This is a genomic window from Pyrococcus woesei, assembly GCF_050496105.1.
GTDB classification, from domain to species: domain Archaea; phylum Methanobacteriota_B; class Thermococci; order Thermococcales; family Thermococcaceae; genus Pyrococcus; species Pyrococcus furiosus.
Genome location: NZ_CP179867.1, coordinates 1563062 through 1588718, shown reverse-complemented (window position 1 = coordinate 1588718; position 25657 = coordinate 1563062). Strand labels below are relative to the sequence as shown.

The following is a 25657-nucleotide window of genomic DNA, read 5'->3' as shown; positions in this document are numbered from 1 at the left end:
GGGGGTGATGGAGATGAGAGAGAATTTCGATTCAAAGGGTCGCTTCATCATAGAGAACTACAACCGCTGGAAACCATTTGCGAGCTTTTTACCTGGAATAGCTGGAAAGAAAGGAATACCAATGTGGGTGTTCTATGTAAACCGGGGGCAATGCATAAGCTCCTTTGGAATACAAGACAAAGATCACCCAATAATGGAGTTCAACTCAGCGGTTAGAGCATATCAAAACATCAGAATCCTCGGTTTCAGAACCTTCATCAAGCTCTCTGAGGAGGGAGTGTTTTATGAGCCCTTTACTCTTCAAGATAGCGAGGAGATAAGACAAAGAATGTATGTCGGGAGAAACGAACTGGAGATAGAAGAGATACACGAAAGGTTAGGACTAAGTATAAATGTTCTCTACTACACCCTGCCTCAAGAGAAAATACCAGCCCTCATCAGGATTGTCACCATAAGAAACATCTCTTCTACCCCAAGAAAGCTGGAGATACTTGATGGAATGCCCATTATCATTCCCTACGGAGTCAACGATTACGTCATAAAGCACATGGCTACCCTCATCAAAGCATGGATTGAGGTCTTTAACCTTGAGAAGAAGATGCCCTTCTTTAAGTTGAAGTCTTCAACAGAGGATGTTCCCAAGGTCACAGAACTTACGGAGGGAACATTTTACATCTCATTTGTCAAGAGAAACGGCAAAAGTGAGCTCGTAAAGCCCATAGTTGATCCCGACGTGGTTTTCGGAGACGATACATCCATGATAACTCCTGAAAACTTCATTAAGACTCCTCTAAGAGAACTTCTCAACAGAAAGCAAGTCACATTCAACAAAATACCCTCCGCATTCTCTCCAGTTGAAGTGGAGCTAAAGGCTAACGAAGAAGTAAAAATCCACACTGTAATAGGTTATGTGCCTCACATATCCATTCTCGACCACTATGGGCCAAAATTCGCAGACGAGAAATACCTTTGGACAAAGTACGAGGAAGGTAACAACATAATCGAAGAAATCGTAAGTGACATCTGGACTAAAACCTCCTCCCAGCTCTTCGATGAGTATGTGAAGCAGTGCTACCTCGACAACGTCCTGAGAGGTGGTTATCCCATAGTTCTGAACGAGGAAAAGCCCTTCGTTTATTACCTGTACCTGAGGAAGCACGGCGACCAGGAGAGGGACTATAATTACTTTGTCCTAACCCCTGAGTATTATTCTACTGGAAACGGCAACTACAGGGACGTTAACCAGAACAGGCGAGAAAACGTCTTTTTCCATCCCGAAATTGGGAACTACGACATAAGATTCTTTATGAGTCTCATCCAGGCGGACGGGTACAATCCACTCGTCATAAACGGAGTAAAGTATCACCTTGTCTCAGAGGACACGTCCTTCCTTGAGGATCTCGTAGATAAGCCAGAGGTTCTATCTGAGGCCTTAAAGGAGCCATTCACTCCTGGGAGGCTTTTAATGTTCATGGAGGAGAACAACATAAAGCTCAAGGTTTCTGAAGAGGAGTTCTTAAGAACCCTACTGAAGCACTGCGAAGAGGAGATAGACGCTGTCCATGGCGAAGGCTACTGGTGCGATCATTGGACATATAATCTGGATCTAATAGAGAGCTATCTCGGCATATATCCTGATAAGAAGCGAGAACTGCTCTTTGAAGACCGTAGCTATACCTACTATGACAACACAATGATCGTGCTTCCGAGGTCTAAGAGATACGTGCTTGAAAACGGAAAGATCAGACAATACAATTCTCTCATAGAAGATAAAGAGAAGAAAGCCCTTATAGAGTCGAGGAAGAAATATAAACACGTCATGAGAGCAGAAAAGGGAAGAGGTGAGATATACAGGACGACTCTTGCAACAAAGCTTCTCAACTTAGCACTCGTCAAGTTCGCAACGCTCGATCCGGCTGGGGTTGGGATAGAGATGGAAGCCGGTAAACCTGGATGGTACGATGCTCTCAATGGGCTTCCGGGACTCTTTGGCTCCTCGGTGGGAGAAACCGCAGAGCTTTTGAGGCTCTTCAACTTCCTGATTGAAGCCTTTGAGGAGTTCCCTGAGGCCGAGCTTGATATCCCTGTAGAGGTTTGGAGGCTCTTCACAGAAGAAGTTAAGCTCGTTGAAGAATACAATAGTAGGGAAGATGAAAACAAAGATCACTGGCTTTGGGAGGCTCTTTCGGATCTTCGCGAGTGGTATAGGGAGGAAACGAAGCTTGGCTTTGATGGAAGAGAGGTTAAGGTCAAGGCCAGAGAACTTGTTGATAGTCTGAAGATTCTCCGCGAAAAGCTGAGAGTGAGTCTTGAAAAGGCGATAGAAGAAAACAACGGAATAATGCCAATGTACTTCTATTATGAACCTGTGGAATATGAGCTCAGCGAAAACGGAGAGATAAGAATACTAAAGTTTGAGCAAAGGAAGATGCCACTCTTCCTTGAGGGTGTTGTCAAGCAAATGAAAATAACCAAAGAAAAAGGTCTCCTAAAGGAACTCTACCAGAAAGTTAAGAAGAGCGAGCTTTATGACAAGAAGCTGAAGATGTACAAGCTTAACGCACCTCTAAAAGACTGTTCAATAGAGATAGGCAGGGCCAGAGCTTTCACCCCTGGGTGGTTGGAAAATGAATCTATATGGCTCCACATGGAGTACAAGTACATGCTTGAACTTATAAGAAATGGCCTCTACGAAGAGTTCTACGACGACTTTAGGAATGTAATAGTTGCTTTCCTTGATCCGACCATTTACGGAAGGAGTCCCCTTGAAAACTCATCCTTCATAGTCAGCAGTGCCTACCCCGACGAGTCCCTTCACGGAAGGGGCTTCGTGGCAAGGCTTACAGGGGCAAACGCTGAATTCCTGAGCATCTGGAAGAACATGTTTATAGGAGACAAGCCGTTTACCTTTGAAAACGGCGAGCTCAGGCTAACATTTGCACCGGCACTTCCGGGGTGGCTGTTTGACGAAGAGGGGAAGGTGAGCTTTAACTTCCTTGGAAAGTGCAGGGTCACCTACCACAATCCAGCTAAAAAAGACACTTGGAAACTCGACCTAAACAAGGCAAAAATAATCTTGCATCTTGAAGATGGAAGCAGAGTAGAGGTAAATGGAAATACGCTCAGGGGAGAGCATGCACTGATGGTTAGGGAGGGCAGGGTGAGAGAGATCAACATTTACCTGCCGGAGGAGTGAAAATAGTGTTGTTATCTTTTCCTTTTTAATATTCCCAAGAGGTGGTAAAGATGAAGGTTGCCGTTGTTACTGGTGCATCAAAGGGAATAGGGAGGGCCATTGCAAAGGCTCTAGCAAAAGAGGGCTATAAACTTGCACTTGGTGCGAGAAGCGTTGAAATGCTCGAAGAGCTTTCCAGAGAAATAGGAGGTGCTTTCTACTCCTACCTAGACGTTTCAAAGCCAGAAAGCGTTGCGGAGTTTGCGGAGAAGGTTCTTAAGGAGTTTGGTGGTGTTGACTTGCTTGTTGCAAATGCAGGAATACCAATGGGTGGAAGGTTGGATGAAGTTAGTGAAGAAGATATGAAGAGAGTTTTTGATGTCAATACCTTCGGCGTCTGGAGAACTATAAAAGCCTTCCTGCCGAGTTTGAAGGAGAGAAAAGGTACTGTAGTGGTTGTGACTTCATATATCTCAACAATGATTCTCCCAAATGCCGGACCCTATGTCGCCAGTAAGTGGGCAGCAAGGGCAATCACAAAGACCTTCCAATTGGAGAATCCGGAAGTGAAGTTCATAGAGCTTCGTCCTGGAAAAGTTGATACCTACTTCTACGGAAAACCCGGAAGAAAAATAGAAGAGGGATTTATGAAACCAGAAGACGTCGCAGAGCTCTTAATTTCCCTTCTAAAGCTCCCAGAGCATGTGCTCGTTGAAGACGTGCTTTTCAGATCAATTTACTAATTTGGCTCCTACCTTTTTGTTTTTCAGACTGCTCAGTCCTTTGAGGCTCACTTTTAGGCGGCACCATGAGCTTCATTCCAAGGAAGACCTCTATGTAAACCATGTTGAGGTAATCAGATGAACGGAGGCTAAGCCCTACAAGAATGGCGGAGAATCCTGTTGTGATACACTTCGCTCAGATGCTCAGGTCGGCAATAGGCTCCCAAGAGGATGATTCAAGATGATTTAAACCTCGTACTCTACTCCAGATATGAGGACTTTCTCAGAATAATACTTGCTCAGGGAGCATAGAAAAGGTCTTTTACCTCACGGGGAGACCTTTGGCCTGGCCAAAAAGCACTAGGGGCTCGTGATAGTAATGACCAACAAGTACTTCGTGGGCACGTGCAGCCAGATAATGAACATCAGACCGTGAGGTTCTTCAGGTCCTTTCCAGAGTTCTCTGATTTTTATCCAAACAAGGAATTCTCTCTAAAAGGGCTTAAATCAAAGCTAATCAAAAAGAGAAACTAGTTACTGAAGGGTTTACCCCTTTATACTTTGCCATCAGCTCGATGCTAACTTCCTATCATATCGAATGGATGAAGCAATGGTCTGAGTTATGTTAAGGGAGATGGATCAAAATTCTTCAGGTTCTATTTGATACTCTTCTTAGACTTGATGCTAGGACAAAGATTGCCAGAATAAAAGAGATAAGGCTCAGGTACCTGATGGGAGCGAAGGGATCTTTGAATTTCAGCTCAAGAACGTGACTTCCACCGGGAAGCGCGACTTCAATCAGGCCGAACTCCTTATTCCTCTTTATTTCGACCTCTTTTCCATCAACATAGGCTTTCCAGTGCGGGTAATAGTTCTCGCTTACAATGACTGTTGAGGCGTGGGAGAGATTGAACTTTAATTTGATATATCCATCTTTTATGTCAATAATATTGTAAGAAACTTTTGGTGGTTTAATGAAATTCGCTAGTAATTCTATTAGTATATCTCTTTCATACTTGTTGTCGTTGTATACTGCGTGGTAGGGAAGGTTCAGGCCGATGAAGTATATTCTACCGGAGCCGTAGTCTTTGTATCCAAGCACGGTGTAGTTTCCAAGCTTCATCAGGGGAATTAAATCGCCCTCGTAGGCTGTGGCGGTCCATGGCTGGCCTTCATAGGTAAAGTTCGAGAACGCCGAGACGTTGTAGATGGAAGAGCTCAGGTTTGCCCTTCCGAAGACCCTAACTATCACGGACTTAACTCCAAAGCGCGTGGCCTCCGCATCTGGACTGGGGAACGTGTTGAGCACGAGAATTCCGCCCTTTTTGACGTAATCCTCTAACTTCTTCCATACCAGTGGATCCCGGTACTTATAGGCATTGAGGATAACGAGGGAGTATTCGTTCAGGTTATCTGCATAATCATCTATGTATTCAGCCCTTTCGTAGGAAACGCCGAGACCAAATGGCCAGCTCCCCACGACGAGAACACTTGATTTTGGCTGGAGGAACGTGAAGTTCTTCCAGCGGTAAAGGTGGAATGAACCGGAAGAGTAAACCTCTTCAAAGCCGAGGTGCTTGAGGTTTCTGACTATGTCCTTGTAACCCTGGTAGTTCTCGTCCACTATAACGTACTTTACGGAGTAAGCCTTAAGGGCCTTCTCAGCGAATCCGGGGTCTTTTTCAATCGCGTAGTTTAGGTATGAGTGCTGTGGATACGCTGGATCCCCCTGCCTGTACCATCCTTCGAGGGCCGGTTTCCTCGCAAGGGCAGGCGCCCAGGACACCCTTGAACCCTGGGTTATCCAGAGGCCCGGCTGATAAAACCTCCAGCCGGTTGAGCCATCGTTTCCAATGTAGTTGAGAACCGCAAGATAATTCCCGGGGAAGGTCTCGGCCTTTAATGAACCCCTTTGAAACCTGACGTCAGAAAGGGAGAACACAATTAAAAAAGCAAGGAGAAGCCCAACCACGGCCTTCCTCCTTTCCGAACTGCTTCCAATTTTTTGGGGGATAATCTCAAAGAGGGTTTCAAAGAGAGCACCGATGCCAAGTGCTCCAACAAGAGAAAGACCATCGAGCCACCTGTATGGTGGAATCATGTCAAGGAGGGGAAGCCTGTTGAGGAACGGAACCGGACCGTAATAGCCAAGGGAGAGCAGGATGGCCATTAGGGACGCCCCAAGGAGACCCGCTCCGAGAGCTTTCTCCTCTTCCCTTCTCTTTAAGAGGACTGCAACTCCAATGAGCCCCAGGTAGAAGGCTATCCCCTGATAAAATGACCAAGGGGATGTAGGGAACAGTAAATCCCCCAGCTTAACGCTCTGGAACTTAAAGAGGTATTCAATGCTGTTCTCCTTTAGAAAGTGGGCGTTGCTCCTCTCCAACAAAAACGGGAGAACCCAAAAGGATGAAATCGAAAGGGCAGTAATGCCGGCTATGAGTGTGTTAAGGGCTATATCCCTAACACCCATTTTCCTCGTTATCCAAACATAGGGGACAAGAAACAGCACTATCAGCCCGAAACTCACGAAGAGGGTGTGGTGTGCGAGGCCCACAGTGGCCAAGAAGAGCCCTGAAAGCACGGAATAACGCCAGTCCCTCCTTGTTATATGGAGCAGGGCAAGGATTAGAAGGGGGGCGAGGTTCAGGGCAATGAACCTCGGAAAGTTTCCCTCTGGGGATAGAACTCTAAGATGATAGATCGAGAACGCGTAGACTACTCCAGATAGATACGAAGACGCATCGGAGAAGCCAAGCTCTTTTAGGAGGAGCCTCATGGAAACCGCTCCAGCCAGAATAGCGAACAAAACCGCGAGCTTGTAGCCTAAAATTGCCGATGAGGTGAGCTTCCCAAAGAAGGCACCGATGAAGTATGCCAGAGGAGGATAGAACCTCAGGAGGGGGTATCCGCCGTACCAGTCCTCAATCCATGGGGAATAACCTTCCATAAGCTTCCATATCTTGAAGAGGTGGCCGTAAGCGTCTCCTCCCCAAGAAGGGGAATAACCGCTTCCGAGGAAGTTCCTGAGTATTAGCAGGGACAGCAGAAAAACCGAAAGGAGAAAGAGAGCCTCACGGAGTTTAGCCCTCTCGATTCTAACCATTTCTTCACCCCGTGCCAATTATTGAAGAGAGGTAATTGAATAATGGCTTAAGGAATGGAAACTCTGGAACTTGACTACTGTAGGTAACCTCTGCTCCACTTTTACCATCGTTGGCACCTTTAAGCTCCCATGTAAAGAAATCATCTTGACCATCTTCAAAGTCCTCACTTACAGTTTTCCCATTGTTGAGATTACCCTTCCCGTAAGTATAAACAACGTTGTCTATAAACAAGTCAAACGTTTTCCCTCCGTCAAATATTCCTCCAGCTGCAATGTAGCTTATATCCCACGGAGTGTTCCAAGACTCTTCGTACACTAACTGGCCATCTATGTAATAATTTATCTTGCTTATCCATCCGAACGAATCATAAACTTCCGTCGTCAACGATTATAACCTCCACAAGGTCGTGAGGATAGTCCTGATACTCTATGCTCTCAATTAGTCTCTCTATGTTGAGGGCCTCATTATGAGCGGGCACAACAATTGATACTCTTGGATAGAACCGGGGAAGTTTGATACGTCCTTCATTCGAGCGATAATAGAGATAGAATATGAAATAGGCTGTATAAACAAGTATGATGAAAGCGCCCGTAAGATAGAACAGATAACGGACGAATGAATAAACGGAGTATCTATCAACCACCCCTCCAAAAATGATCAGGACAGCCCTCCAACTGGCCCACTGCAGGAAGGAATACTCCAGATAGACAACATACGCGGAGATTATAAATGCGGAGATGTACGAGAGAACCTTCCTCCTCATTCCTTAAGCCACCTCGACAGAGCCCTAGTAGGATAGACCTCGTAGTCAAAGGGCATTTTTCTTATCTCAACGACTCCATACCTTGACATCTCCCTGAGAAGTTGTAGGACTTCGTAGGGGGGCATGTTTGAAGAATGAGCTAGATCGAGGATTGTAACTCCCGGGTGATTGATAATCTTCTCCATTAAGCTAGGATATTTCTCAACTGCCCAAGCCCCGACGCCCTCCGCTTCGAGGCCATGAAGTGTTATTAGATAATCCTTCTCACCCAGACGAGATATGTCCAAGATACTAACCTTTCTTTTCAACTTTAGGATTGCTATGCAAAACTTTAGGCGCCGGACTTTCTCTCCCATCTCCTCTGAAAGTTCGGATATAGTAACTCCTCTCATGATTGAAACAGTCTCAAGGGTACTAATACACCTTTTTCTATGCTTGATAAGGCCCCAGAGCCGTACTAAGGGAGCCGCGAAGAAAATCGTAAGTCCTAAGGGCATTAAGCCAAAGTAAGCAAGGATTTCAAGGAGGATGAAAACGAGCAATCCTAATGTAAGAGGGTGCAAAGTAACCCTCTTCAGAATGATCAGGGCTTTTTCTGTATTGCTGATTGTGGGTGGGTTTTTTCTCTCTTTCAGAGCTTCGCTGGAAACCTCCAAATAGAGATCCAAAAAAGAGCGATCCCCCTCAACGTAGGCCTTTACCGGATTAAATGTTATTAAAACTGCAACTCCTGAGCCGTAATGGTTCAGAGTTATAGCAGGTTTCTCATTCTTGTAGGTTGAGATAACCTTTGCTCCCTCTGGTCTGACGATTACTTCTTGATAGGTGTCGTTGTAAGGGTAAACCCTGCCGTTGAACACTACATCCCACTCTTCAGTGTCATTTTTCGGCTTTTCCAGTCTGAGTAGCCTTACCCCAAAGACCTCGTCTAACTTTTTGCTCCAGCTCTGGACATAGGTGTTAAGGCCAATGATCAAGACTCCACCACTCTGAACGTACTCTGCTAATGTCTCTATCTCGCCTTCACTTAATCTTCCGCCTCTGTCCACTGGACGTTTAGATCAGGGATCCAGATTTCATCGTATCTTGAGAGATACAGAATATCAGAGAGGGTGGAACGGTCGTCCGGAAGATCTTTGCCAAGATAAATGATATCAACGTTATCACCAAAGGAATTTGCCAGAATAACATCTCCAAGATCACTACAGATAAACAGGATTCTGTGGTTTTGATTCTGCAGGGGGTCTGAGCTAACCAGGCCTGAAGAACTCAGCAGGATTATCATTATTAGCACTATTGAGGTTTTTAGATACAATTTCCTTCCCCTCAGAGATTTTATTTTGGAAGTTTAAGTTGTTACTTAGAAAGTGCAGGTTGAAGCTATTAGTACTTATTGGTTTCAGCCTTTAAAAATCTATCTTATAGTAACAATTCTTCTCACTGAAATAAAATGAAGTTCTGCGTGGAGAGAAACTTTATTAAAAAATTGTGAAAAATCAAAGAGATTCTATAACTGCTTTGATATCCTCAAGAGGTTCTTTAATGATATCCACAACGTCTTCAGCCGTGTTTATGGCAATGTAGACTTCTCCATCTCTCTCGTAAAGGAGAACTGGACATGGGGCGAAGGAACCAATTTCATACTCAACTTTAGTCATCTCATAGAACTTCTTTGGGTTACAGACATAAAGGATTCTATAAGGTTCCATCTCAACGCCAAGTTTGGCCTTCACAACGTCACTTGGCGTGAACTCCAAAACCACTTTGTAGCCCTTCTCCTCAAGCTTTGCCTTAAACTTCTCCTCAGCCTCTTTTAGGGGCATTTCAACCTTTCTTCTATACCTAAACATTTCATCACCTCCTTAAAGTTTTGAAAGCGACTCGAAGATCTTACTCCAGAGTTTAAATGGCGTGATTTCCGTTAACATCAAAAATCCAAGAATTATAAGGAGAGTGCCAAGGATAACCTCCCATTTGGCTTTCTTTGACCTCTCAAGCGAAAACTTATTCGAGAGGAATTTTCTGTTCACCCACTCGGCGAGGTCCTTCGAGGAAGTGAGGAGGTAAATAGTAAGACCCATCCCAAGACCGTAAGTGCCCATGACGATGATTCCGCTTAAGGTATCTCCACTAAGGGCTGCGGTGATGACAGCAAAACCCACGTAAGGTGCTATACAGCCAAGCCAAGTCGCTCCGAGTGCTGAACCGAGAGCAAAGTCGTATACAAGGCCATTCTTTTTGGAAATTCTGTCGGAGAGAGAAGAACTCAAGAAGTGCTCAAGTCTTGTTCTGAAGTCCTCACTAATGAAACTTAGCCCAATGGCTATGAAACCAGCTCCCCCTATTAGGTAGAGCACTCCTTGTACTTGAGAAGCGTACTTCCCGAGACTCCCAACGAGTGCACCCAAGAGGGCAAAGGAAGTAATCATTCCGACCACTATTACCTCCGCACTTCTTCTGGCGAAGGTAAGGGAGAGTGTACCAACTATTATCGGGAGAACGCAGGGAGAAAATACGCTGACAATTCCGGCAGAAAATATAGGTAGGAGAACGGCGAGACTTAGGTTCGTGCCAGTCGTCTTGCTTTGAGTTTCGGTTTGAGGACTTTTCACTTCGTCCCCAATAGCTGTCTTTACGAAGAATTCAAGGCCATCCGGGTTTAGTGCTCCAACGGCTACCCCTTTCAAAACTTTTGTTCCATTAACAACCTTAAATATAACCATCGTCGGTGTCCCAGGAACCCCAACGCTAATCTCTTCTCCAAACTTTTTGGGTGTGTAATAACCAAAGTTATCAGGCTGGAGTACGATAACCCTATCTTCCACACGATAACGAAGCGTTGTAATCTCTCTTCCCCGGTAAACATCAATAGAAACTAGATTTAAGTCTTTTAGACTCTCTTTGGCTTTTTCCGTTGGAAAGACGCTCATCTTCATGTACTGGCAGGCGGGACAGCTCTCAGAATGGTAGAATATGAAGAAATACTCCACCTCGTGGGCAGATATGAGGGAATCAAGCTCTTCCTTACTTGAGATATCGTAAAACTTAAGTCCACCGTAAGAGACTTCTTCTGCAGCCACGAACACGAAGTCAATGAAAATCAGGAAAGTGATAGATATTAAAATGGCTTTATTCACTTCACTCACCTGAAATGCCTTCCTCTAGGGCTTAAAAAGACTTTTCTTGAAGGATTTTTCATTAAAATGTCTCTTTTTTTCTAAATGCTCTGCTATAATTTTTCCCGCTTATTTTCCTTTTGTGTATTCCTGTAGGAAAGCTTCAAAGCCTTCAATCTTTGCTATTCCCTTGTAAAAGTGGAAGCTTTCCAAGTCCTATTTCTCAATCTAGGGGATAAAACACTCATATTCTCTCTCCACTGATCTCTCTATTGGGCCAAGAAGAATTACCAATGTTTTTACCATCCCTCTTCATCCAAGGCTTTGATGAACTCCTCAAAGCTTTTCACGGATATCTCCCTCTCACCAACTATGACATTGATGTTTCCACATGAATATTTTGCGCAAAGTCCTATACACTCCTCAACACTCACAGAATACCCTCTCTCTTCTAGGGCTCTCACGACATCCTTAAGCCTCTCTCCAGCACAGAACTTGCAGACCTTTGCCTCCATTTGGATCACCGTTTTTACCTTTTCAAGAGGTTTTATGGAGTTTATTTTTTACAGAGTGAAAAACTAAAGAGAAAGTTCCTTTCCAAAACATAAAATCTAAGAAGTGCCGAAGGCCTCTTTCAGGTGCCTTATTCTGACCCTTTCCCAGCTGAAGCCTATTATTGCTGCAGTCATATTCCCGAGCACAATGCCAATCCACACTCCCCTGAGGCCAAAATCCATGTAGAGGGCAAAGAAGTAGGCAAACCCAACCTGCATGATAACCGTTCTGAGTATTGTGAGGACGAGGGACTTCTCCCCCTCCCCTATCCCCTGGAACATCGCTGAGGTCATCATGCCGAACGGTGTGAGAACGAGGAATATTGGTAGAGTCCTGAAGGCCTTTATCAGCTCTTCCTTTATTACTAAAGCAGATTCTGAATACGTGAAGAGATACGAAACCTGTGGGGCAAAGAGCATTATAAACGCCACCACGCCGAGCTCTATTGCAAAGGCGAGCTTTATGGCGTATAAATAAGCGGTCTCAAGCTTCTGGATGTTTCTCTCTCCATAAGCGGCTCCGGTAACGGCCGTGGTTGCTGACGCCATCCCGAGTATGGGCACTATTCCGAGCATCGTAACCCGCCATGCGCTTGTGAAGACCGCAACTCCGTTCTCACCGCCGGCCATTATGGCCACCCTGTTGAGGAAGAACATCGCTATGGACATTGTAAGCTGTGCGAGAGAAGCCGGTACCCCAACGCGGAGGATGTCCTTTAAAATTTCCCTGCTCGGGAAGAAGTCATTGAAGGTTATCTCCACGTAGGTGTCCCGTTTTATGAAGAGCCAGTAAGCCATGAAGAGCGATGTTATTATCATTGATAGCAGTGTGGCATACGCCGCTCCAACAACACCAAAGCCCAGGGTGTAGATGAACACGGGGTCGAGAACTATGTTGAGGCCCGAACCGAGGATCATGGCATACATTGCCCTGTTGGCGTCCCCCTCTCCCCTCAAAATACCGTTGCCCACGTTGTTGAAGACAATCACAATGGCTCCAGCTAAAAGAACGCGTGAATACTCCAATGCCAGCTCTATTGCTTTCCCCCCTTGCTCCCATTGCCATGAGAAGAGTCTCAATCGTGGGGAAAGTTAGGAGAGTTATTCCAACACCAACAATCAGCGTCAGGATTAGGGAATGGACGGCAACGTTGTCGGCTCCCCTCTTGTCCCTTGCCCCTATTCTTCTCGCTATTGCAGAGCTTGCACCTATTCCAAGGCCCGCTGAGAGGGATATTATTCCCCATGAATATCGGGAAGAAAAGTCCCACCGCCGCCAGAGCCTCTGGTCCCAGGCCTGAGACCCATATCCCATCGGCCAAGTTGTAGATCGTCTGAACTAACATTCCTATCATCATGGGAATTGAAAGCTTTACAAGCGCTTTTTTCGGGGTCTCCCCTTAAAATCTGAACACCTTTCGTTGATTTTTCACTCATTTAAACTCCTCCATGATCTTTATGGCTTTTTGAGCAGGTTAATGAACAGATACTTTCTTTTTAATTCACTTTTGAGACCATAATTTCCTCCACTTTCTTCCCTTCTTTTCCAATCTCCTCTTCCTTTCCTTTCTTAGTGAGCTCAGCTGTATAGCTTTATCACGCTTTAACTTATATCATCTTTGTCAACGAAATTTTGTAAAATTTTCTTTCTCATCCTCTTCTCTTGTCCAATAACGCGTTTTGTCTTGTCCAAGAGAGGAAGAGCTTTGTAACACTTAAATACTTTTAAGTTCCAAATTTATGAAGTACAAAAAGATGAAAAAATTGGTTTCCTTTCTGGAATCTTAGTTCACACTGGAAAAGTCAAAACGGAAAACATGGAAGATAATTACTTCACATTCCCTATTAGCTTTTTGAGCTCTTCCAGAACTTTCGCCGCATGTCCCTTTGCCCTCACGTTTATTTTCTTCCAAACAATTTCCCCATAAGGGTTCAGGATGAAGGTGCTCCTTATCGCTCCTTCATACTCCCTTCCATATCGCTTTTTCTTTCCCCATGCTCCAAGAGCTTTATGCAGCTCAGCGTTCGGGTCGCTCAGGAGCTTGACTTTAAGGTTGTTCTTTTCCTTGAACTTCCTGTGGCTCTCTGGAAAGTCTCTTGAAACTCCAATTACCTGAACTCCCAGCTTTTCAAACTCCTCAATTAGCTCCGTAAACTCCTTTGCCTCTGTTGTACAACCGGGTGTGTTGTCTTTCGGGTAGAAGTAGAGAACTGTCCACCTTCCAAGCACGAAGTCCTTTAGGGATCTTTCTTCACCTTTTTCATCGAGCACTTTTACCTCTAAATAGTTCATAATCACCACCAAAACGGTTAAGTTTTCTCAATATTTAAGCTTTCCTATCGAACCAAAAGGTTCTTTTAAAGCGCCGCTGATGAATTTTAGGGAAAGCAAGATGAAGATCGAAAGGGTCAAGAACCCACTTATACTAAAGGGGGAACTTCTCGGCTTTGTCTTCCGCGTTTACCAGAGCACTGGCGGAGCTTACCCGGCTCTTGAGTGGGTGGAGGAAAAGCCTTCAACTGACGACTTTGAGGGCTTCAAAAAGGTCTACGAGCCCTTCCTCGAGTTCAGGCTTAGGGATGAGTTCGACGAGCTCTATGTACTCAGACGTGATGGGAAGATAATTGGCACTGTGGCACTCGTCTACAACCTTAAGGGCAAGGATATTTGGTGGGTGCCGGAGGAGATAAAAAACGAGAAAACTGGCCTCATTGAGTTCTTCATGGTTGATCCCGAGTACAAGGGCAAAGGTTATGGCTCAAAACTCCTTGAATTTGCAGTTGAAAGGCTTAAAGAGCTCGGAAAAGAGGCATATGTGATAACTTTTCCAAAGCTTGAGGCTTATTCATACTACCTCAGAAAGGGTTTCAAGAAGCTCATGGACTACAAAGAGTTCGTCGTGCTGAAAAAGGAAAGTTAGAGAACAATTATCTTCTGAGCAAAGGGTAAACAAAGGGTCTCACTCGTTGAAAGAACGCTCTCAATAGTGTAAACAGTATAGAGTTGGCTGGTAACCTTTGAGATTTCAAATTAATCTTTAACGGTCAAAAATCTTTTTAGCTATTAAGCTTAAAATTGTCTAAAGGTGATTCACATGCCAGTTATAATAGTTGAAGGTCCTAAAGCGGATGAAGAAACCAAGAGAAAGCTCGTGAAAAAGATCACAGAAGTCGTTAGGGAAGTTTACGGAGTCCATCACGTCAGCGTGGTCATCCATGAGAACGAGACAGAAAATGTCGGTGTTGATGGGGAGCTCCTTTCCGACGTGCTGAGGAGAAGGACTCAACGCTAATTTAAGGTGAAAATGATGAAGGTTCTTGTGGCTTTTTATTCGCGTGACAGCCATACTCGGGAAGTTGCAAGAAAAGTTGCGGAAGCTCTCAATGCTGAGATTGACGAGATAATTGACAAAAAGAACCGAAAGGGAATAATTGGCTTTCTTATAGCGGGCTATGAAGCCACGAGGGGGAAGACTACGCAGATAAGCTTTGAGAAGGATCCCTCTGACTACGATCTCGTGATCCTCGGCGGGCCGACATGGAACAGCCGGGTGACGCCTGCAATAAGAACCTACCTGCTCCAGAACAGGGGGAAAATAAAGGAAGCGGTGTTCTTCACTACCTGCGCCGGGAGCTCAAAGAAGTGCCTCGCCCAAATGGAAGAGCTATATGGGAAAAAAGCGCTCTTTAAGAAGGTTATTGTGAATAAAAAGCTTGATGAGGAGACAGAAGAGTTTATAAAAGAACTGAAGGATCTGATAGGTTCTAATCTTTAAATCTCTTTCCAAACTCGTTGTAGCTCACTTTTTCCCACTCAAAGACTTCATCACCGTAGGGCGGCTTGTTCTCCGCTGGGTAGCCTACTCCAATGATGCAAAGCACGCGGTAGTTTTTTGGAATACTCAAAAGTTCCCTCACGTACTCCTCGGCCGTTTTGTCCTCACTGTGCATTCTGTTCCTTATCTGCACCCAGAAGGAAGCAAGACCCAAAGCGTAGGAAGCGAGGTGAATATGCTCTGCTGCAATACTTGCATCTTCAACCCACACATCGCTTCTGCTTTCATCAGCTGTGATAACTATCGCCAGCGGTGCTGTTGCTAAACCTGAAGCTCCAAGCTTGGCCTTTGAGAGGGCTTCAAGCTTTTCTTTATCATCAACCACTATGAAGTGCCAGGGCCTCTTGTTGTAGGAGCTCGGCGAGAGGAATGCCGCTTCCAGGAGCTTTTCCACAAGCTCTCTCGGGACGGGTTTATCTTGAAAGCGCCTTATACTTCGCCTCTTTTTGAGCACTTCAAAGAACTCCATCCTAACCACCATTGAGATTTCTGACATAACGATTATAAGAATTTTGAAAAACAAATCTTTTAGGGATTATCCATGATCGGGTGGATTGGCCTTGGTCACATAGGAAGAGCTATGGCAGAGAGATTATCGGAGGAGTACGAGCTCCTAGTTTGGAACAGAACAATGGAAAAGGCCAAAGGTTTCAAGAACATAGCAAAAACTCTAGAAGAAGTTGCTGAGAAATGCGATGTGATTTTCCTCTCGCTCTACGACAGCGAAGCGGTGAGACAGGTCTCGGAGAGGCTTCTGAAGATAGATCTCAGCGGAAAGATAATAGTCGACACTACCACCAATCACTACGAGAAAGTCTTGGAGTTCCACGAGCTTTACAGATATAATGGGGCCTTTTATCTTGAAAGCCCTGTCATTGGAAGCGTTGTTCCAGCGAGGAACGGTCAGCTGACGATTCTCGTGAGTGGAGAGAAGGAAGCCTTTGAGAAAGTACTTTCATACCTTGAGAAGCTCGGGAAGAAGATATTCTACTTCGAGGAGCCTGGAAAGGCCACAAAGCTCAAGCTGATAAACAACTTTGTGCTCGGAGCCTTCATGGCAGTTCTCGGTGAAGCCATAGCGCTCGGTGAGAAGGCTGGAATTTCAAAGGAAGAGCTTATAGAAGTGCTTGAGAACGGCGCTGGTAACTCTGTAGTGTTGAAGGCAAAGAAAGAGAAGCTTCTCAACGAAGATTACTCAACTCACTTCTCCGTGAAGAACCTTGTTAAGGATCTCTCCTATGCTTACGATCTAGCTGTTGCATCAAGAAAGACAATTCTACTCAACCCTATTGTGAGAGAACTTTACAGACTCGCCTTTGAAAGGAACATGGAAGAGCTTGACTTTTCAGTGATTTACAAACTCCTCAAGGAGCTTTGAATGCTCGTGTTTAAATGTCATTTTGAATTGTTGGCGCTGGAGCAGTATAGGAAGTATTGCCACAAGTTGCAATATAGGACCAAACATTAAAATACATGAAAAGGAAAAAGAAAAGGTGATGTACAATGATGAGTGAAAAAATGCTTAAGGCTTTAAACGAGCAACTAAATAGAGAGCTTTATTCTGCATACCTCTACTTTGCTATGGCAGCCTACTTTGAAGACTTGGGTCTTGAAGGCTTTGCCAACTGGATGAAAGCCCAGGCTGAAGAAGAGATTGGGCATGCATTGAGATTCTACAATTATATCTACGATCGCAATGGTAGAGTTGAGCTCGAAGAAATCCAAAAGCCTCCAAAGGAGTGGGAGAGCCCATTAAAAGCTTTTGAAGCTGCTTATGAGCACGAAAAGTTCATAAGTAAGTGTATACATGAATTAGCAGCTTTGGCAGAAGAGGAAAAAGATTACTCAACTAGGGCATTCCTAGAGTGGTTCATCAACGAGCAAGTTGAGGAGGAAGCCAGTGTAAAGAAAATACTGGACAAGTTAAAGTTTGCTAAGGACAGTCCCCAGGTATTGTTCATGCTTGATAAAGAGTTGAGTACAAGGGGTCCAAAGCTTCCAGGGCTCTTGATGCAGGGGGGAGAATGAACTTTTCTGTTTTTACTATTGGTGTTTCTCCTTTTTTATAGTTTTATATGGAGTTCTGGGGGTTTCTTTGAATTGTTAGACTTGCGTGGTTAAGGATCTCAAAAAGATGTTATACAGAAAAAGCTTAAATATTGAAAGCTCCCTTAACTCCGTTTATTACCATTTGAACTGCCATTGATGCTAAAATTAGACCCATCATTCTTGTTATCACTTTAATCCCAATGGTTCCCAACTTTTGATGTATTTTATTAGCGGCTGAAAGAACTATCCAGACTGTAATCCCTATTGCAACTATAACTAGTAGGACTATAGATTTCTCAGCCATTGTAGGGCTTTTGGCCATGTAGAGCATTGTGGTAGTTATGGCACCTGGGCCTGAAAGTAAAGGAATTGCGAGTGGAATTATAGCTATCTCCTCAAGTGTTACAGCTTCTTCGCTGAGATGTTCTTCTTCACTTATTTTTATAGAAGAAATCTTCCCAGAGAGCATCTCGAGAGACATTCTAAAGAGAATTATCCCTCCAGCTATTGAAAAAGCATCTGTAGATGCTCCGAAGAACTTGAAAATCCACTCTCCTACTAGGGCAAAAACTAGTAGAGTAAGTGTAACTGTAGTGGTAGTTTTCCTTGCTATTTCCTTTCTCTTCTCTGGACTTAAATTTCTAGTTACAGCTATAAACACTGGAACAGCCCCTATTGGATTAGTTATCGCGAAAAGACCTCCATAAAAGAGTAAAAAGTCTTTTAGAACTTCCATGAGTATCACCCTTTTCAGTAACCTTTTAAGTTTAAAATTCTTTTTTCTCCTGGGGATGACAGATGTTTGAAAACTTTATCTCAAATCTTGCCTCATACATTCTGAGTATTTCAGGAGGGAACATAATAGTAGTTTCCATATATGCTGGACTATTTGTTGCTCTTATGACAACTTTAGGAGCTTTGGTAGCTATAATCGCTCACAAACTTCCTGAGTGGAGCGTTGATATTAGCCTTTCTTTTGCGGCAGGAGTAATGATTGTAGCTAGTTTTACAAGCCTAATTATCCCAGGAATAGAGCTTTCAGGTAGATTCCTGCCCGTGGGGGTGGGTATTTTTCTTGGAGTGCTCCTTATATACGCGATTGACAACTTACTTCCCCATGAACATTTGGTTAAGGGATATGAGGGCCCTAGAGAACTTAAAGAAAGATTAAGAACAGTGTGGTTAATTGTGTTTGCTGTTATAATTCATAATTTGCCCGAGGGTTTAGCCATAGGAACGTCTCTTGTGTACAATCTTAAGAGTGGTCTTGTTACTGCAATAGCAATTGGAATACAGGATTTCCCTGAAGGAACAGTTGTTTCTCTCCCCCTGGCTTCTATTCAAAAGAAGCGTCTAACTCCTATAGCAATGGGAGCTTTGAGCGGTATAGCTGAGATGATAATGGTGGTCTTGGGGGCATTGCTTTTCTCTTTCTTCCATGGCCTTCTTCCCTATGGGTTAGGATTGGCTGGAGGGGCAATGCTTTATGTTACCGTGAAGGAGATGATTCCAGAAATATACAAGAGAGAGGAAAATGAAAAACTCGTGACATTAGGATTTTTCTTAGGGTTTTACGTAATGCTCTTCTTAGATTCAATGTTAGGTTAGCTTTTCTAACTCATCTTTTTTGACGAGATATGTATCTTCGTGCTTAATTGCCCCTTCTGGAATCATGAGAGGTGTGTGAATTATGCTCAGAACCATATTTTCTGCAACTTTTGTTGCTCTCGTTGGAACTACAATAGTGGGCATTGGTGGTTCTTCTATGAGCAAGCCGACACCGTGGGTGTAACCAGCGAGGTAGGAATCTTCGAATCCGTTCTCCTTAAAGAACTGGAAGAGCTTTCTTTCAACTGAGTTTAGTGGGACGCCTACTTTTGTTTCTTCTAGGGCAATTTCTAAAGCTTTTTCCTTTACCTCTATTGCCTTCTTTACTCTTTCGTTAGGCTCCCCTACTACAAAAGTTCTTGCCATATTCGCGTAATAATGATTCCAGTCGGTTCCTATAACAACCGTCACCACACTATTTTCTTTTACCTTTAGATCTCGGAAGGGTTCGGCGTGTGCTCTTGGAGTAGTTGAGACATAAACCTTTGGATCCTCACTTCCATTTAACATAAGCTCTCTGTATATTTCTGCCGCTATTTCGAGTTCACTGAGTCCTGGCTTGATTATCTCCTCGGCAACCTTCATTCCTTTATTAGCTATTTTGGCGGCTTTTCTGATATTTTCTATTTCCCACTCGTCTTTTATCATTCTCATACCCATAGTTATGTCAAGGATGTCCACTACTTCGACAGTTGGATTAAGCCTTTGGAACATTTTGAAAAATAGCAAGTATGCGTCTCTTTCCACACCAAACTCAAGCCCTACCCTTCTAGCTCCACTACTTTGAATTAGCTTAACTACTCTAGCCATTAGATCTTCAACTTTTTGGAATTCAACTACATTCTCTATCCAGCTCCTTCTCTTGAATTCTTCCGCTTCTCCTTTAACAACGAATACAGTTGGCTCTCCCTCTGCGGGGACGAAAAGGCTTGGACGGAGCCACTTAGTCCCTGTTAAGTAAATAAAGGTTGATAGAGTTCTTATAACTGCTGCATCTATGTCTTTTTCTTTTAAAGCTTCCTGAAATCTCTCCATTCTTTTTCTAAAAATTTTTTGATTTCCTCTCATTGGTTAACCCCTATATCATTATAGATAGCTTTCCTTAATAGATTTTATTAAGGATAAACAACACTACATCCCAAGGACAGTATGGAGATAAAAAAAGATTCTGAAAGGCATTAACCTTACGATAAATTCGGGAAATTTCACATAATCATTGTTCTAACGGATCTGGGAAGTTTATACTAGAACTTGAGCTTCTCATACTAGATGAGCCCGATAGTGGTGTTAACCCAGGTGAGAAAAATATCACAAATCCAATAAACGAAAATGAATACGTGGAGTTGAATGGCATTATTTTCGGCCAAAAATATTGGTACATTGATTTGGGAGGAGAACTGTACTTTAAGGAAAAGGATGCTGGTATAAACGCTTCAAAAGCCATTATAATGAATGAAAACAAAGTGATCACAAGGGATTGTAGCTGAGGCTCTTGGGGTAGGGGACGTATTAGCTATGATGCCCTCTTAATGAGTAACAAGATAACAGTAGTTATCCTGAGATGGTAAGTAAAGTTGAAGATGCTGGGCTAAGCCAAGAAGCTGTAATAGGCAAGATAAAAGAGGAGAGTTGTTTTACCCAATGAATCGTGGACTAAATGAGGAAAAAGGCAACTTACCTCGTAGTTAGGAGCTTCTTAGAGCTAATGTTGAAGGGCATTCCTTTGGTAGAGATAAGAAAAATAATTGAGCTTGCTGTTAGCGGTGGAATGTGAGTTTTTCATTTTTAAGACCTAAAGTTTAAGTTAAAGTAATTTCAATAATTCTATGGTGGTCATCATGAAGATTGAACTCCCCCAACCCAGGCTAAAGAGTGATGTTTGTTTGGAGGAGGCGATTTTCAAGAGGAAGAGCATTAGAAGGTACAAGAATGAACCTTTAACCCTTGGGGAGCTTTCTCAGCTCTTATGGGCAGCAGCAGGAAAGAACGCTTGGGGAAAGAAGAACTACCCAAGTGCTGGCGCATGCTATCCTTTGGAAGTCTATGCTGTGGTCTCAAATGTTGAGAACCTTCCACCTGGGTTATACCACTACAATGGAGAGGAGCACACTCTTGAACTTATCAGAAAAGGAGATCTAAGAGAAGAGCTTGCTGAGGCCTGTTTGGGCCAAAGGTGCGTTGCTACGGCACCAGTGAATATAGTGATAGTCGCTCACTTCGAAAGAACGACCTCTAGATATGGGGAGAGGGGCATTAGGTATGTATATATGGATACGGGACACATGGGACAGAACATCTATCTCCAAGCTACTGCCTTAGGTCTAGGAACTGTGGCTGTTGGGGCGTTTTATGATGAAAAAGTAAAAGAAGTGCTTGGAGTGGAAGGACATCCAGTTTATGTATTTCCTGTTGGTAGGCTCCTCTGAATTAATTCCCTTACAGCATCTCTTATCTTTTCCTCATCCTCTGCAGAGGGAGCTCCCTTGCTTTCAACGGTCATTACGTGGTCGAATTTGCTCCTTGTTATCATGCTCTCTATTTTCTTCCCTGCTCCTCCTCCCCAGCCAAAGGCTCCCACTATCAACACTGGCTTTTCGTAGTTTGCCTTGTCTATAATTTCGTAGAGGAGATATCTTATCCTGGGGTGTATATCGGCTTCATACGTTGAGACTCCAATAACTATTGCCTCAGCACTTGGAACCTCGCCAAGGATATCGCTTACAGCAGGAGCTACCTTGTCCGTGTACTTGTAGATTACGGGCTTCATTCCGTGCTTCTTCAGCTCGTCTATAACAATGTCCATTCTCTTCTCCACAAACCCATACATTGAATCGTAAACTACAAGCACTTTTCCTTTTTCTGCTCTACCAGCTCCCACTTCTTCATAGTGTCTAAATATTCTAATGGGGTCTCTCCTCCATATTAAACCGTGGCCAGGAAGAATCATTTTTACATCTTTTACTATGCCAAGCTCTTTTAGTTTTCTTATGTTCTCCACAATGTACTTGTGGTAGTGACCTATTACGGTGACAATGTACTTTGTGACATAGGGTAGGTATTTCTCTACCACTTCCTCACTGCTATCGTCTATGGTCTCTGGGATTGAGTACCCCCCACCAGCGTCGCAAGAGAATATTATCTTATCCTCAACCAAGTAAGTTATCATTGTGTCTGGCCAATGAAGCCAAGGAACTGTTATAAACCGGAATGTCTTTCCTCCTATTTTCATTTCTTCTCCGTCTTTTATTACCTTAAAGTTCTCTACGACCTTTTTTCCGTAAAAGCCTTCGAGCAAGTTCCTTGCAAACTGAGTTCCTATTACCATAGCTTTATACTCGTTCTCCTCGAGAACCCTGGGAAGAGCTCCACTGTGATCTGGTTCGGTGTGGTGAACTATTATATGGGTTATTTCCTTTGGATCAACTAGCTTCTTTAGTGCATCCATGAATAAATCTTCATAATCTTTCTTTACTGTGTCAAACAAAACAACAGCATCATTAAGCTTTAGAAGGTAGGAGTTGTACGTTATCCCCTCTGGAATGTCCCAGGCTGCTTCAAAGTACTTTATCTGGTCGTCATCAACTCTTATTAGATAAAGTTCCATATCTTCCGTTAACTTCTCAATCCAAACTTTTGGCATTTCTTCTTCACCCCAACATGGTTTGAAAATTAAAGTATAAAAGTTTTTTCATATTTTCAGGATGTCAAATATTTCATTTAGATCTGGAAGTTCTCTAATTGGGTAAACCTTGTAGAAGATAATCTTCATCTCTTCATCTATTAGTATGTTAGCTCTTTCTGAAAATCCATCCTTTTCTCTGAACACTCCGTATAGCTTTGCAACCTCACCATGCGGCCAGAAGTCGCTTAGAATTCTTAGCTTTTTAAGGCCCATGTGCTCTGCCCATGCCTTCTTTGAGGGGATAGGATCAACGCTTATTCCAACTGGAATTACGTTTAAGGATTCAAATTTTTCATAGTTTTCTTCCAGTGCTTTCATCTGCTTTTCACATATTTTTGTCCAAGCTAGGGGATGGAAAGAGAGCAAAATCTTCTTTCCTCTAAAGTCACTTAGTTTGAATTCCTTTCCATGCTGGTCTTTTAAAACAAAGTCTGGAGCTTTATCTCCAATCTTCATTTTTTCACCTCTTGCTCTCAAAGAACTTTTTAACTAATTCAATCTTGGGATCACGCATCCACAATGGCCTCTTATCCCTCTTATATGCTGGAACTTGCTCCTCGAATGTAGGCTTTTCGTTGATGTAGAATATTCCCAGGGGGAGAGGGTCTGTTTCTATTGCTCTCTTAAAGGCTTCAATTCTATCGTGGGGATCATGATCTTTCATCCAGTAAGTATGTTCTTTGTACCAGGAGTATGTGTTGAGTTTGTTAAAAGATACACATGGCTGGAATATATCGACTATTGCCAATCCTTTATGCTTTATTGCCTGCTTAATTATTTCAACGCTCTCTTTAAAATATCCAACGAAAGTCCTCGCAACGAAAGAAGCTCCTAAGGCAATTGCTAGGGCTATTGGATTTAAAGGCTCTTCAAAAACCCCCCAGGGTTGTGTAGGAGTTTTCATTCCAATAGGGGTTGTAGGCGAGGCTTGTCCTTTTGTCAAACCATAAATTTGGTTGTTATGGATCAAAACTGTTATGTCGGGATTCCTTCTAATGGCGTGAAGGAGATGGTTGCCGCCTTCTGCATACATATCACCGTCTCCACCTTCGGCAATAACTGTTAGGGAAGGATTTGCCGCTTTTACGGCTGTGGCAATTGGGATTGCTCTCCCGTGAAGGGTGTGATACCCATTTACGTTAATGTAATGGGGCATTTTAGCCGCCTGTCCTATTCCACTAATTATCACAACCTCAGTGGGCTTTAAGTTTAGTTCGGAAAATGCTTCTATTAGGATATTTCTAATACCAAAATTACCACACCCAGGGCACCAGGCTACATCTTTACTTCCAGGTCTGTTAGATTCGAAAATTTCTTTAGGGGTCATTCAATCACCCCCTTAAGAGCTTCATAAACCTCCTCAACGGCAAAAGGACGGCCATCATACTTTAATATCTTATGATCAACTCTTATATCAAGCTCTTTCTTCAGAAGATCAGCGAATTGTCCTGTGACGTTGTTTTCTACTGCAATCAATGTTTTTCCAGCTAGAATATCTTTTATCTTTGGATTTAATGGGTATAGCCAGCTAAAGTGTACGTGTGCAACATCGTCTCTCTTGAGTAATTCTAAAGCTTCTTCCACTATGTGGAAAGTAGAGCCCCAAGATATTACGTAGAATTTAGCGTCTTCCCTTCCGATTATCTTTGGAAGTGGAGCGTTTCTTTTTATGGTCTCTAATTTTTTGATAGCCCTCTTTTCTTGCATTTTCCTTGTTATCTCAGCATCTTCAGTTATATCTCCCCATTCATCGTGCTCATTTCCATTCGCCACAACAACATCCTCTCCATATCCTGGGATAGCTCTCGGAGAAATTCCGTCTTCAGTTAACTTGTATCTCTTATACCCCTTCTCTGCCTTCACTATATATTTCTCGACTTTTACCTTTGAAACGTCAGGTTCTGGGAGATTGTAGTATGAGTCCACAAAATACTGATCGGTGAGTATTATAACTGGAACTTGATATTTATCTGCAAGGTTGAATGCCTCTGCAGTTAAATAAAAGGCCTCTTCTAAAGTCCCAGGAGCTAGAATGATTCTAGGAAAGTCTCCATGACCAGCGTACAGAACTAAGTTTAGGTCACCTTGCATTGTTCTTGTTGGAAGACCAGTAGCTGGGCCTGGTCTTTGGGCTAAATGAATCACCACAGGATTCTCAGCCATTCCAGCTAAACTCAAGGCTTCACACATGAGGGCAAATCCTCCTCCAGAAGTGCTTACCATTGCTCTAGCTCCTGCGAACCAAGCTCCGATTGCCATGTTTATTGCGGCAATCTCATCCTCAGTTTGCTCTACTATGATTTCAAACTCCTCAGCATGTTGAGCAGCAAACGTTGATACTCCTGTGGATGGACTCATTGGGTAGAATGATAAGAAGTTCATTCCACCAGCTAGAGCTCCAATTCCAACGGCTTCAGTTCCACTTAGAAGTATTTCTTCCTTCACTTTTTCATCAGGTTTGATGTCCACTACAATTTTTCCTTCCTCTGCAATGCTCCTCCCAATGTTGTACCCTTCTCTCACTGCTTCGACATTCTTCTCTACAATTTTTTCACTTTTTCCCTTGAAGTGATTTCTTACCTCCGATTCAATAATTTCCACGGGGGCTCCAAAGAGTCCAAAGATTAAACCTGCTGCTATGGTGTTTAAGTAAAGTTGACTTCCAACTTTTAAAGCGGTTTTAGTTAGGGGAACTTCTACAAGGTTTATCTTTTCTAAAAATTCCTCCTCTATGTTCTCTTTTTCACCGAGTACTATCGTGTTATCGCTAATCCTGTCCTTTACCCAGGTTAGGGTGCCTTTCTTGAAGGGGACTAGTAGGTCAATTCTTTTTACAAATGCCCTAACACGTCTAGAGGCGACTCTTATTTCTGTTGTGTTTATTCCGCCTCTAATCCTTGACATGTATTCTTTAGTTCCAAAAACGTGGTATCCTGCTCTCTTCAGGGCATGTGTTAACAGAACTTCTACGGTTTGAATTCCTTGTCCTGCAGCTCCACCAAGAACTATGGAAATGTCATCTCTTACAACTTTCATAATACCCCC

Annotated in this window: 26 protein-coding genes and 1 pseudogene; 9 read left to right on the top strand and 18 right to left on the bottom strand. The window is 43.4% G+C overall.

Features of this window, described 5'->3' with window-relative positions; genetic code table 11:
* Nucleotides 1-13 precede the first annotated feature (13 nt).
* Together ACMFNG_RS08775 and ACMFNG_RS08770 are read left to right on the top strand one after the other, a co-directional pair.
* The gene (locus tag ACMFNG_RS08775) at nt 14-3196 is read left to right on the top strand and encodes a cellobiose phosphorylase (protein WP_430515154.1); all 3183 of its coding nucleotides are present in this window, start codon (nt 14-16) and stop codon (nt 3194-3196) included.
* A gap of 50 nt (nt 3197-3246) precedes the next feature.
* Nucleotides 3247-3918: an SDR family oxidoreductase gene (locus tag ACMFNG_RS08770; protein ID WP_430515153.1), complete on the top strand. Its 672-nt coding sequence runs from the start codon at nt 3247-3249 to the stop codon at nt 3916-3918.
* A gap of 628 nt (nt 3919-4546) precedes the next feature.
* Here the strand turns inward: ACMFNG_RS08770 and ACMFNG_RS08765 are convergent.
* The 11 genes and pseudogenes from ACMFNG_RS08765 to ACMFNG_RS08715 form a co-directional block, all read right to left on the bottom strand.
* Entirely contained in the window at nt 4547-7003 is a 2457-nt protein-coding gene (locus tag ACMFNG_RS08765; protein WP_430515152.1) for a 6-pyruvoyl-tetrahydropterin synthase-related protein, read from the bottom strand.
* Nucleotides 7004-7007: 4 nt separating this feature from the next.
* Nucleotides 7008-7388: a hypothetical protein gene (locus ACMFNG_RS08760; RefSeq protein ID WP_430515151.1), complete on the bottom strand. Its 381-nt coding sequence runs from the start codon at nt 7386-7388 to the stop codon at nt 7008-7010.
* Nucleotides 7369-7767 (bottom strand): glycosyltransferase, encoded by a 399-nt coding sequence (locus ACMFNG_RS08755; RefSeq protein ID WP_430515150.1) that lies wholly within the window; start codon nt 7765-7767, stop codon nt 7369-7371. The genes ACMFNG_RS08760 and ACMFNG_RS08755 overlap by 20 nt, the downstream gene beginning before the upstream one ends.
* Nucleotides 7764-8816 (bottom strand): beta-galactosidase trimerization domain-containing protein, encoded by a 1053-nt coding sequence (locus ACMFNG_RS08750; protein WP_430515149.1) that lies wholly within the window; start codon nt 8814-8816, stop codon nt 7764-7766. The genes ACMFNG_RS08755 and ACMFNG_RS08750 overlap by 4 nt, the downstream gene beginning before the upstream one ends.
* The gene (locus ACMFNG_RS08745; protein ID WP_430515148.1) at nt 8795-9082 is read right to left on the bottom strand and encodes a hypothetical protein; all 288 of its coding nucleotides are present in this window, start codon (nt 9080-9082) and stop codon (nt 8795-8797) included. The genes ACMFNG_RS08750 and ACMFNG_RS08745 overlap by 22 nt, the downstream gene beginning before the upstream one ends.
* Before the next feature lie 181 nt (nt 9083-9263).
* Nucleotides 9264-9617 carry a DUF302 domain-containing protein gene (locus ACMFNG_RS08740; RefSeq protein ID WP_430515147.1) on the bottom strand — a complete coding sequence of 118 codons (354 nt, stop codon included), beginning with the start codon at nt 9615-9617 and terminating at the stop codon, nt 9264-9266.
* 12 nt (nt 9618-9629) lie between these two features.
* Nucleotides 9630-10892, bottom strand: coding sequence for a cytochrome c biogenesis protein CcdA (locus tag ACMFNG_RS08735; RefSeq protein ID WP_430515265.1), 1263 nt, complete (start codon nt 10890-10892; stop codon nt 9630-9632).
* A gap of 290 nt (nt 10893-11182) precedes the next feature.
* Entirely contained in the window at nt 11183-11398 is a 216-nt protein-coding gene (locus ACMFNG_RS08730) for a hypothetical protein (RefSeq protein ID WP_430515146.1), read from the bottom strand.
* 96 nt (nt 11399-11494) lie between these two features.
* The gene (locus tag ACMFNG_RS08725) at nt 11495-12463 is read right to left on the bottom strand and encodes an MATE family efflux transporter (protein ID WP_430515145.1); all 969 of its coding nucleotides are present in this window, start codon (nt 12461-12463) and stop codon (nt 11495-11497) included.
* 82 nt (nt 12464-12545) lie between these two features.
* A pseudogene (locus ACMFNG_RS08720) lies at nt 12546-12752 on the bottom strand (MATE family efflux transporter); the annotation flags it as partial.
* A gap of 513 nt (nt 12753-13265) precedes the next feature.
* On the bottom strand, nt 13266-13730 hold the full coding sequence (locus ACMFNG_RS08715; RefSeq protein ID WP_430515264.1) for a peroxiredoxin: 465 nt from the start codon (nt 13728-13730) through the stop codon (nt 13266-13268).
* Between the two features lie 100 nt (nt 13731-13830).
* On the opposite strand from ACMFNG_RS08715, the gene ACMFNG_RS08710 reads away from it, so the two are divergent.
* From ACMFNG_RS08710 to ACMFNG_RS08700, 3 genes are all read left to right on the top strand, one after another.
* A complete protein-coding gene (locus tag ACMFNG_RS08710; protein WP_430515144.1) occupies nt 13831-14358 on the top strand; it encodes a GNAT family N-acetyltransferase in 528 nt (175 codons plus the stop codon).
* A gap of 174 nt (nt 14359-14532) precedes the next feature.
* Nucleotides 14533-14730, top strand: a complete 198-nt coding sequence (gene dmpI / locus ACMFNG_RS08705; RefSeq protein ID WP_430515263.1) for a 4-oxalocrotonate tautomerase DmpI — start codon at nt 14533-14535, stop codon at nt 14728-14730.
* A 15-nt stretch (nt 14731-14745) separates the two neighbouring features.
* On the top strand, nt 14746-15213 hold the full coding sequence (locus ACMFNG_RS08700; RefSeq protein ID WP_430515143.1) for a flavodoxin family protein: 468 nt from the start codon (nt 14746-14748) through the stop codon (nt 15211-15213).
* Here the strand turns inward: ACMFNG_RS08700 and ACMFNG_RS08695 are convergent.
* On the bottom strand, nt 15203-15742 hold the full coding sequence (locus tag ACMFNG_RS08695) for a nitroreductase family protein (protein WP_430515262.1): 540 nt from the start codon (nt 15740-15742) through the stop codon (nt 15203-15205). The genes ACMFNG_RS08700 and ACMFNG_RS08695 overlap by 11 nt on opposite strands.
* A 72-nt stretch (nt 15743-15814) precedes the next feature.
* Between ACMFNG_RS08695 and ACMFNG_RS08690 the strand changes: the two genes are divergently transcribed.
* The gene (locus ACMFNG_RS08690; protein ID WP_430515142.1) at nt 15815-16651 is read left to right on the top strand and encodes an NAD(P)-dependent oxidoreductase; all 837 of its coding nucleotides are present in this window, start codon (nt 15815-15817) and stop codon (nt 16649-16651) included.
* Between the two features lie 125 nt (nt 16652-16776).
* Nucleotides 16777-17301 carry a ferritin gene (locus ACMFNG_RS08685; protein ID WP_430515141.1) on the top strand — a complete coding sequence of 175 codons (525 nt, stop codon included), beginning with the start codon at nt 16777-16779 and terminating at the stop codon, nt 17299-17301.
* Nucleotides 17302-17425: 124 nt separating this feature from the next.
* Here the strand turns inward: ACMFNG_RS08685 and snatA are convergent, their stop codons facing one another.
* Nucleotides 17426-18058: a neutral amino acid NAAT transporter SnatA gene (gene snatA, locus ACMFNG_RS08680; protein ID WP_430515140.1), complete on the bottom strand. Its 633-nt coding sequence runs from the start codon at nt 18056-18058 to the stop codon at nt 17426-17428.
* A gap of 62 nt (nt 18059-18120) precedes the next feature.
* Here snatA and ACMFNG_RS08675 point away from each other — a divergent pair, with 62 nt between their 5' ends.
* Entirely contained in the window at nt 18121-18930 is an 810-nt protein-coding gene (locus ACMFNG_RS08675) for a ZIP family metal transporter (RefSeq protein WP_011011875.1), read from the top strand.
* Here the strand turns inward: ACMFNG_RS08675 and ACMFNG_RS08670 are convergent.
* Nucleotides 18922-19998 (bottom strand): M24 family metallopeptidase, encoded by a 1077-nt coding sequence (locus tag ACMFNG_RS08670; RefSeq protein ID WP_430515139.1) that lies wholly within the window; start codon nt 19996-19998, stop codon nt 18922-18924. The two genes, ACMFNG_RS08675 and ACMFNG_RS08670, sit on opposite strands and share 9 nt — an antisense overlap.
* Nucleotides 19999-20768: 770 nt before the next feature.
* Between ACMFNG_RS08670 and ACMFNG_RS08665 the strand changes: the two genes are divergently transcribed.
* A complete protein-coding gene (locus ACMFNG_RS08665; RefSeq protein ID WP_011011879.1) occupies nt 20769-21356 on the top strand; it encodes a SagB/ThcOx family dehydrogenase in 588 nt (195 codons plus the stop codon).
* Here the strand turns inward: ACMFNG_RS08665 and ACMFNG_RS08660 are convergent.
* The 4 genes from ACMFNG_RS08660 to ACMFNG_RS08645 are packed head-to-tail and all read right to left on the bottom strand — an operon-like array spanning nt 21326 to nt 25648.
* Nucleotides 21326-22570, bottom strand: coding sequence for an FprA family A-type flavoprotein (locus tag ACMFNG_RS08660; protein ID WP_011011880.1), 1245 nt, complete (start codon nt 22568-22570; stop codon nt 21326-21328). The two genes, ACMFNG_RS08665 and ACMFNG_RS08660, sit on opposite strands and share 31 nt — an antisense overlap.
* A gap of 48 nt (nt 22571-22618) precedes the next feature.
* Nucleotides 22619-23068, bottom strand: coding sequence for a peroxiredoxin (locus tag ACMFNG_RS08655; RefSeq protein WP_011011881.1), 450 nt, complete (start codon nt 23066-23068; stop codon nt 22619-22621).
* Nucleotides 23069-23072: 4 nt separating this feature from the next.
* Nucleotides 23073-23939: a thiamine pyrophosphate-dependent enzyme gene (locus ACMFNG_RS08650; protein WP_011011882.1), complete on the bottom strand. Its 867-nt coding sequence runs from the start codon at nt 23937-23939 to the stop codon at nt 23073-23075.
* Nucleotides 23936-25648 (bottom strand): 2-oxoacid:acceptor oxidoreductase subunit alpha, encoded by a 1713-nt coding sequence (locus ACMFNG_RS08645; RefSeq protein ID WP_011011883.1) that lies wholly within the window; start codon nt 25646-25648, stop codon nt 23936-23938. The genes ACMFNG_RS08650 and ACMFNG_RS08645 overlap by 4 nt, the downstream gene beginning before the upstream one ends.
* Nucleotides 25649-25657: the final 9 nt, after the last annotated feature.

Coding starts and splice junctions, on each gene's coding strand:
- ACMFNG_RS08775 (WP_430515154.1), top strand. CDS start 14: ATGAGAGAGAATTTCGATTCAAAGGGTCGCTTCATCATAGAGAACTAC.
- ACMFNG_RS08770 (WP_430515153.1), top strand. CDS start 3,247: ATGAAGGTTGCCGTTGTTACTGGTGCATCAAAGGGAATAGGGAGGGCC.
- ACMFNG_RS08765 (WP_430515152.1), bottom strand. CDS start 7,003: ATGGTTAGAATCGAGAGGGCTAAACTCCGTGAGGCTCTCTTTCTCCTT.
- ACMFNG_RS08755 (WP_430515150.1), bottom strand. CDS start 7,767: ATGAGGAGGAAGGTTCTCTCGTACATCTCCGCATTTATAATCTCCGCG.
- ACMFNG_RS08740 (WP_430515147.1), bottom strand. CDS start 9,617: ATGTTTAGGTATAGAAGAAAGGTTGAAATGCCCCTAAAAGAGGCTGAG.
- ACMFNG_RS08730 (WP_430515146.1), bottom strand. CDS start 11,398: ATGGAGGCAAAGGTCTGCAAGTTCTGTGCTGGAGAGAGGCTTAAGGAT.
- ACMFNG_RS08715 (WP_430515264.1), bottom strand. CDS start 13,730: ATGAACTATTTAGAGGTAAAAGTGCTCGATGAAAAAGGTGAAGAAAGA.
- ACMFNG_RS08710 (WP_430515144.1), top strand. CDS start 13,831: ATGAAGATCGAAAGGGTCAAGAACCCACTTATACTAAAGGGGGAACTT.
- dmpI (WP_430515263.1), top strand. CDS start 14,533: ATGCCAGTTATAATAGTTGAAGGTCCTAAAGCGGATGAAGAAACCAAG.
- ACMFNG_RS08700 (WP_430515143.1), top strand. CDS start 14,746: ATGAAGGTTCTTGTGGCTTTTTATTCGCGTGACAGCCATACTCGGGAA.
- ACMFNG_RS08695 (WP_430515262.1), bottom strand. CDS start 15,742: ATGGAGTTCTTTGAAGTGCTCAAAAAGAGGCGAAGTATAAGGCGCTTT.
- ACMFNG_RS08690 (WP_430515142.1), top strand. CDS start 15,815: ATGATCGGGTGGATTGGCCTTGGTCACATAGGAAGAGCTATGGCAGAG.
- ACMFNG_RS08685 (WP_430515141.1), top strand. CDS start 16,777: ATGATGAGTGAAAAAATGCTTAAGGCTTTAAACGAGCAACTAAATAGA.
- snatA (WP_430515140.1), bottom strand. CDS start 18,058: ATGGAAGTTCTAAAAGACTTTTTACTCTTTTATGGAGGTCTTTTCGCG.
- ACMFNG_RS08675 (WP_011011875.1), top strand. CDS start 18,121: ATGTTTGAAAACTTTATCTCAAATCTTGCCTCATACATTCTGAGTATT.
- ACMFNG_RS08670 (WP_430515139.1), bottom strand. CDS start 19,998: ATGAGAGGAAATCAAAAAATTTTTAGAAAAAGAATGGAGAGATTTCAG.
- ACMFNG_RS08665 (WP_011011879.1), top strand. CDS start 20,769: ATGAAGATTGAACTCCCCCAACCCAGGCTAAAGAGTGATGTTTGTTTG.
- ACMFNG_RS08660 (WP_011011880.1), bottom strand. CDS start 22,570: ATGCCAAAAGTTTGGATTGAGAAGTTAACGGAAGATATGGAACTTTAT.
- ACMFNG_RS08655 (WP_011011881.1), bottom strand. CDS start 23,068: ATGAAGATTGGAGATAAAGCTCCAGACTTTGTTTTAAAAGACCAGCAT.
- ACMFNG_RS08650 (WP_011011882.1), bottom strand. CDS start 23,939: ATGACCCCTAAAGAAATTTTCGAATCTAACAGACCTGGAAGTAAAGAT.
- ACMFNG_RS08645 (WP_011011883.1), bottom strand. CDS start 25,648: ATGAAAGTTGTAAGAGATGACATTTCCATAGTTCTTGGTGGAGCTGCA.